The sequence below is a fragment of the Streptosporangium minutum genome (assembly GCF_002149035.1).
Classification (GTDB): domain Bacteria; phylum Actinomycetota; class Actinomycetes; order Streptosporangiales; family Streptosporangiaceae; genus Streptosporangium; species Streptosporangium minutum.
This window is the reverse complement of record NZ_NGFP01000115.1, coordinates 21745-28754: the sequence shown is the minus strand read 5'-3', so window position 1 is coordinate 28754 and position 7010 is coordinate 21745. Positions and strand designations below refer to the sequence as shown.

Here is a 7010-nt window from a genome sequence, read left to right as displayed (position 1 = left end):
GCCCACGGCGACGCCCACCGTGAAGCCCACCCCCACCGCGACCTCGCCGGGCGGCACCGTGGGGACGGCCGACGAGAACGAGGTCGTGCGGCTGGTCAACGTGGAGCGGGCGAAGGGCGGCTGCCAGCCCCTCAAGCACGACGCGCAGCTCCGCAAGGCCGCCTACGGCCACTCGGCCGACATGGCGGACCAGGACTACTTCAGCCACACCTCCAAGGACGGCCGTAGCTTCATGGACCGCATCCGGGCGGCCGGCTTCACCGGCGGGTCGGGCTGGGCGGAGAACATCGCCGCCGGACAGAAGACCCCGGCTTCCGTGATGAGCTCCTGGATGAACAGCGCGGGCCACAAGGCCAACATCATGAACTGCAAGTACACCCTCATCGGTGTCGGCGCGGCCAAGAACTCCGGCGGCACGATCTACTGGACCCAGAACTTCGCCGCCAAGTAGGACCCGGCCCGCCGCCGGAGGCGGCGGAGACAGCGACGGGAACGGCGACGCCCCCGTGACGGATGACCGTCACGGGGGCGTCGCCGTACGAGGCGCCCCTTTCACCCGGGGGTCGCCCGGGAGGGGCTCGCCGCTACTTGAGCCAGCTCATCATCGGGCGGAGCTTGGCGCCGGTCTTCTCGATCGGGTGCTGCGCGATCTCCTCGCGGTAGGCGGTGAACTTCTTCTGCCCGCCGTCGAACTCGTCCACCAGCTCCTTGGCGAACTCGCCGGACTGGATCTCGGCGAGGATGCGCTGCATCTCCTTCTTGGTCTCCGGCGTCACGACGCGCGGGCCACGGGAGTAGCCGCCGTACTCGGCGGTGTCGGAGACCGACCAGTACATCTTGGAGATGCCGCCCTCGTACATCAGGTCGACGATCAGCTTCATCTCGTGGAGGCACTCGAAGTAGGCGACCTCGGGCTGGTAGCCGGCCTCGATCAGGGTCTCGAAACCGGCCTTGATCAGCTCGGACACGCCACCGCACAGGACGGCCTGCTCGCCGAACAGGTCGGTCTCGGTCTCCTCGGTGAAGGTCGTCTTCAGCGCGCCGGCCCGGGTGCCGCCGATGCCCTTGGCGTAGGACAGCGCGAGGTCCCAGGCGTTGCCGCTGGCGTCCTTCTCCACGGCGACGAGACACGGCACGCCGCGGCCCGCGGTGTACTGCCGGCGGACGAGGTGGCCGGGGCCCTTCGGCGCGACCATGGCCACGTCGACGCCCTCGGGGGCCTCGATGAGGCCGTAGCGGATGTTGAGGCCGTGGCCGAAGAAGAGGGCGTCGCCCTCGACGAGGTTCGGGGCCACGTGCTCGGCGTACAGGTGACGCTGGATGTGGTCCGGCGCCAGGATCATGGTCAGGTCGGCCTCTTCGACGGCCTCCGAGGGCGTGAGCACCCGCAGCCCGTCGGCCTCGGCCTTCTCACGGCTCTTGGAACCCTCGGGCAGGCCGACCCGGACGTCGACGCCGGAGTCACGGAGAGAAAGAGCGTGGGCGTGGCCCTGGCTGCCGTACCCCAGGACGGCCACGTGCCTACCCTGGATGATCGACAGGTCGGCCTGGTCGTCGTAGAAGATCTCAGTCACTTGCTTAACCTTTCGGGTTTCTCGTGCGGGTTACGCGGTCCGGTCCAGGGCCCGGAGAGAACGGTCGGTGATGGAACGGGCTCCGCGGCCGATGGCCACCATGCCCGACTGGACGAGCTCCTTGATGCCGAACGGCTCCAGGAGCTTGATGAAGGCCTGCAGCTTGTCCGGCGTGCCGGTGACCTCTATGGTCACCGCGTCGGAGGCGACGTCGACGCAGCGCGCGCGGAAGAGGTTGACCAGTTCCAGCACGCTGGAACGGTTCTCGGCGTCGGCCCGCACCTTGATCAGTGTGAGCTCGCGCTGCACGGCCTGCGCCGGGTCGAGCTCCACGATCTTCAGCACGTTGACCAGCTTGTTGAGCTGCTTGGTGACCTGCTCAAGCGGTAGTTCCTCGACGTTGACCACGATGGTCATCCGCGAGATGTCCTCGTGCTCGGTCGGCCCGACCGCCAGCGAGTCGATGTTGAACCCGCGGCGGCTGAACAGCGACGCGACGCGCGCGAGCACGCCGGGCTTGTTCTCCACCAGCACGGAGAGCGTGTGCCTGCTCATGCCTTCCTCCTCGCCTGGCGGCCCGCCCGCGCGCCCGCCGGGCCTCCGCGCCTGCCTGCCGGCTCGCTTCGATCACTCACCGCTAGTCCTCGCTGTCCCAGGCCGGCGCCATGTCGCGCGCGAACTTGATCTCGTCGTTGCTGGTCCCGGCCGCCACCATCGGCCAGACCATGGCGTCCTGGTGGACCACGAAGTCGACCACGACAGGCACGTCGTTGATCTCCATCGCCTTCTTGATGGTCGCGTCCACGTCCTCGGGACGCTCGCACCGCAGGCCGACACAACCGTACGCCTCGGCCAGCTTCACGAAGTCCGGGATCCGGCGGACCGTCTGCAGGTTGGTGTTGGAGTAGCGCTGGTTGTAGAACAGCGTCTGCCACTGCCGGACCATGCCGAGATTGCCGTTGTTGATGATCGCGACCTTGATCGGCACGCCCTCGATGGTGCAGGTGGCCAGCTCCTGGTTGGTCATCTGGAAGCAGCCGTCGCCGTCGATGGCCCAGACCGTGGTGTCCGGACTGCCCATCTTGGCGCCCATCGCGGCCGGCAGCGCGAAGCCCATCGTGCCGGCGCCGCCGGAGTTGATGAAGGTCCCGGGGTTCTCGTAGCCGATGAACTGAGCGGCCCACATCTGGTGCTGGCCGACGCCCGCGGTGTAGATGGCGTCCGGCCCGACGATCGCGCTCAGCCGCTCCATGACGTACTGCGGGGCGAGGGAGCCGTCCTCGAACTCGTCGTAGCCCAGCGGGTAGGTCGCCCGGTAGGCGTCGAGCTGGGTCCACCACTCGCTGTAGTCGCCCTTGCGGTCCTCGTTGCGCACCGCGGCGATCAGGTCGGAGATGACCTCCTTGCAGTCGCCCACGATCGGGACGTCCGCGTGCCGGTTCTTGGAGATCTCCGCCGGGTCGATGTCGGCGTGGACGACCTTGGCGTGCGGGGCGAAGGTGGAAAGCTGCCCGGTGACGCGGTCGTCGAAGCGGACCCCGAGCCCGATGATCAGGTCGGAGCGCTGCAGCGCCCCGACCGCGGGCACCGAGCCGTGCATGCCCGGCATGCCCAGGTGCTGGCGGTGGCTGTCGGGGAAGGTGCCGCGCGCCATCAGCGTGGTGACCACGGGGATGGCGGTCAGCTCGGCGAACTCCAGCAGCTCCGCCGCCGCCCGCGCCTTGTGCACGCCGCCGCCGACGTAGAGCACCGGCCGCTTGGCGTCGGCGATCAGCTTGGCCGCCTCCCGGATCTGCTTGGAGTGCGGCCGGGTCACCGGGCGGTAGCCCGGCAGCTGCATCACCGGCGGCCACTGGAAGGCCGTCATCGCCTGGAGCGCGTCCTTGGCGATGTCGACCAGCACCGGCCCCGGACGCCCCGTCGCGGCGATGTGGAAGGCCTCGGCGATCGTCCTGGGGATGTCGTCCGGGTTGGTGACCAGGAAGTTGTGCTTGGTGATCGGCATGGTGATGCCGGAGATGTCGGCTTCCTGGAACGCGTCGGTGCCGATGGCGGCGCTGGCCACCTGGCCGGTGATCGCGACGATCGGGACCGAGTCCATGTAGGCGTCGGCGATCGGGGTGACCAGGTTGGTCGCGCCCGGGCCGCTGGTGGCCATGCAGACCCCGACCCTGCCAGTGGCCTGCGCGTAGCCCTGGGCCGCGTGGCCTGCGCCCTGCTCGTGCCGTACAAGCACGTGCCGGACCTTGGCCGAGTCGTAGAGAGGATCGTAGGCGGGGAGAATCGCGCCGCCCGGGATCCCGAACACAGTGTCGACCCCGACGTGCTCCAGCGCTCTGACGAGGGCCTGGGCACCTGTCATCTGTTCGGTCATCGGCTCGTTCCTTGTGTGGCTAAGCATGTTTGGCGGCATAAAAAATGCCCCATTCCGCCTGATACGGCGGAGCTGGGGCGGCGCGCAGGTCGAAGTGCTTCGCTATCGGCCTGCGCGCCGGCGAAGTACTACGAGAATCCCACTGTGATGCATGGCTCCACCATGGCCGACAGAGTGTGTCTGCGTCAAATTCATGGGACAGGAGTCTCAAAGTCCGAGATGGCGGATACGGGCGCGAGTCCGGTCCAGACAGCGAAACGAGGTAACAGAACGGACAAGGGGTGAGGAAAGACACACTCCTCGGCGCTCACCCCGCAGGGCGGGGCGAGCGCCGTCATACACCGCTGTGCAGGCTGGACAGGCTCGTCCGCATCAGGGAGTCGACCCCGCGGGCGGCCATCGGCCGCGCCACCAGAAAGCCCTGCCCCCGGGTGCAGCCCATCTCCCGCAGCAGTTCGAGCTGCTCGGGACGCTCGATGCCCTCGGCGACCACGATCAGCCCCAGATCGTGGCCGAGCCGTACGATCGTGCGGGTCAGCAGCGTCAGCGTCTCGTCACGGCCGAGCCCGGACACGAACGACGGATCAATCTTGATCATGTCCACCGGGAGCTGCCGCAGGAACGCCAGCGAGGCGTAGCCGGTGCCGAAGTCGTCGATGGCCAGCCGCACCCCGAGCCTGCGCAGCTCCGAGAGCCGGGTGATGGTCTCGTCGGCGTCCTCGACCAGCATCTCCTCGATGACCTCAAGGGTCAGCGCGCTGGGCGGCAGGCCGCTCTCGGCCAGCGCCGACTCGACGGTCTCCACGAAACGCGGCGCCATGATCTGCCGGGCGGACAGGTTGAGCGACAGCCCGATGTCCCAGGACGACGCGCGCCAGGCGGCGACCTCCCGGCAGGCCTCGCGCAGGATCCACTCGCTCAGCGGGACGATCAGGCCGGTGTCCTCCGCCGGGCCGAGGAACTGCTCGGGCGGCACGAACGCGCTCCCCCGCCACCAGCGCACCAGCGCCTCCACGGCGGTGACACGCGAGGTGGCCAGGTCCACCACCGGCTGGTACTCGATCGCGAACTGGTTCTCCAGCAGCGCCCGCTGCAGGTCGGCGGCGAGCTCCAGCCGGCGCACCACGTCGGCGTGCATGTGCGCGGCGAACACCTCGACCCGGCGCCCTCCGAGATCCTTGGCCCTGGCCATCGCCACGTCGGCGTTACGGATCAGGTCCGCGGAGGACACGTCGTCCTCGGCGAAGGCCACCCCGACGCTCGCGGTCAGCGCGATGTCGCGGTCGGCCACCCGGAACGGCTCGGACGAGACCGTGCGGACCAGCCGCTCGGCCAGATCCACCGCCGTCTGGGCGTCCACCGCCGCCTCCAGCAGCACCGCGAACTCGTCGCCGCCCCAGCGGGCCAGGGTGTCGTCGGCCCGTACGGCGGCGCGGAGCCTGCGGGCGGCCTGGCCGAGCAGATAGTCGCCGCTGGCATGGCCGACCGAGTCGTTGACCGCCGTGAAGCCGTCCAGATCCAGGAACACCACCACGGCGCTGCTCGCGCCCGGACGGGCCAGCACCTCGCGGGTGCGCTCCTCGAAGTAGGCCCGGTTGGGCAGGCCGGTGACGCCGTCGTGGAAGGTCAGGTGGGCGACCTGGTTGCGCAGGGCCTCCTGGTCGCTGACATCGCGGGTGGTGACCAGCAGCAGGTCCTCGCCGCGCACGTGCCGGGTGGCCACCGACTCGGTGGGCCGCCAGGTGCCGTCGGACGCCCGGACCCGGCAGGCGATCATGCAGGTGCCCGGCCCCTCGACCGGCTCCTCGTCCAGGCTCATCGCGCGCAGCGCCACCTGGATCCCGGGCGCGTCCTCCGGGTGGATGTAGTCGAAGATCGTCCCGCCGACCAGCTCGTCGGGGCGGTAGCCGTACGTGATCTCGACGCCCTCGCCGATCTCCCGCACCACGCCGTCGTAGTCGCACAGCAGGACCACGTCGCCGGTGCTCTCCGCCAGGTCCTGGAGCTGCCGCTCACCGAGGTCCACCAGGCGCCGCATCCGGCCCGTCTCCATCAGCACCACGAACAGGCGCACCACCAGGACGCCGACGATCGACGCCGACACCAGGGCGAGGACCGGGACCGGCCCCTGCACCCTGCCGCCGAGCACACGCAGGAGCACGACCGCGGTGGCCGCCACGACGAGGATCAGCGGCAGGGCCGCGATCAGCCAGGAGGTGGTCTGCCCGACGGACGGCTGCTCCGCGTCGGGGTCCGCGGCGTGCGCCGTACGGCCGCTCCACGGGACCGCGGCCAGCAGCAGGAAGGCCGCCGGAGCCAGCCACACCCCGAGCAGCGGCGGCGCGTCACCGCTCACGCGGGCCAGCGCGGTGACCGTCTCGGACGCCGTGATGGCGGCCAGCACCGCCAGCGCCGCCAGGCCCATCGGCCAGGCGGACCGCCGGATCGGCAGCACCGCCGGGCCCACGGCACACGCGAGGATCAGGCAGAGCAGCGGCAGGGCGATGGTCGTCGCGAAGGTGCCGGCGTCGTCGGCCTGGCGGTAGGACGGGCCCAGCAGCAGGACCCAGCCGATCACGAACAGCGAGCCGGCGCACATGTAGGAGTCAGCGAGGTCCCGCAGCAGGGCGCGCCCGTGCGCGGGCCGGGTGGCGGACAGGCCGGTGCCGACGGTGAGCATCGCCGTACCGACGAGGACCACCAGGTCGGCGAAGGTCACGGCGAAGGGCGTGCCGCCCACGAGCGGCCGCACACCGACCCCGACCAGCCAGGTGACCGAGCCACCGGCCAGCCAGCGGACCGCCGTCGCCCTGCGCCGGTCGGCGCCCCGGAGAAGCCCGGCGAACAGTGACACCGCGGCGATCGCGGCGGCGACGACACCCGCCACCGCTCCGACGATCCCGGGCGAGACACCGCTGAGAAGAGCGGCAACGAGCCCCACCGCGCCGGTTCCGGCAGCGGCGGTCAGCGGTACCCGGGGGTCACGCCAGCGGATCAATGTCGTCTGCCCATCAGTGTCGATTCGTCTCGCTTCCGCGACGGCACACGGTCAGTGTGTGCTC

General features: G+C 70.2%; 5 protein-coding genes. 1 reads left to right on the top strand and 4 read right to left on the bottom strand.

The features are described 5' to 3' along the window. Nucleotides 1-451 (top strand): CAP domain-containing protein (locus CA984_RS23835; protein WP_133061760.1); only part of this gene is annotated, 451 nt, incomplete at its 5' end. 133 nt (nucleotides 452-584) lie between these two features. Here the strand turns inward: CA984_RS23835 and ilvC are convergent. From ilvC to CA984_RS23815, 4 genes are all read right to left on the bottom strand, one after another. Continuing rightward, entirely contained in the window at nucleotides 585-1565 is a 981-nt protein-coding gene (gene ilvC / locus CA984_RS23830) for a ketol-acid reductoisomerase (protein WP_043657831.1), read from the bottom strand. Nucleotides 1566-1604: 39 nt separating this feature from the next. Further along, a complete protein-coding gene (ilvN, locus tag CA984_RS23825; RefSeq protein WP_031171868.1) occupies nucleotides 1605-2129 on the bottom strand; it encodes an acetolactate synthase small subunit in 525 nt (174 codons plus the stop codon). Nucleotides 2130-2211: 82 nt separating this feature from the next. Next, entirely contained in the window at nucleotides 2212-3975 is a 1764-nt protein-coding gene (locus tag CA984_RS23820) for an acetolactate synthase large subunit (protein ID WP_086575792.1), read from the bottom strand. 307 nt (nucleotides 3976-4282) lie between these two features. Further along, nucleotides 4283-6889 (bottom strand): putative bifunctional diguanylate cyclase/phosphodiesterase, encoded by a 2607-nt coding sequence (locus CA984_RS23815; protein WP_086575794.1) that lies wholly within the window; start codon nucleotides 6887-6889, stop codon nucleotides 4283-4285. Nucleotides 6890-7010 lie beyond the last annotated feature (121 nt).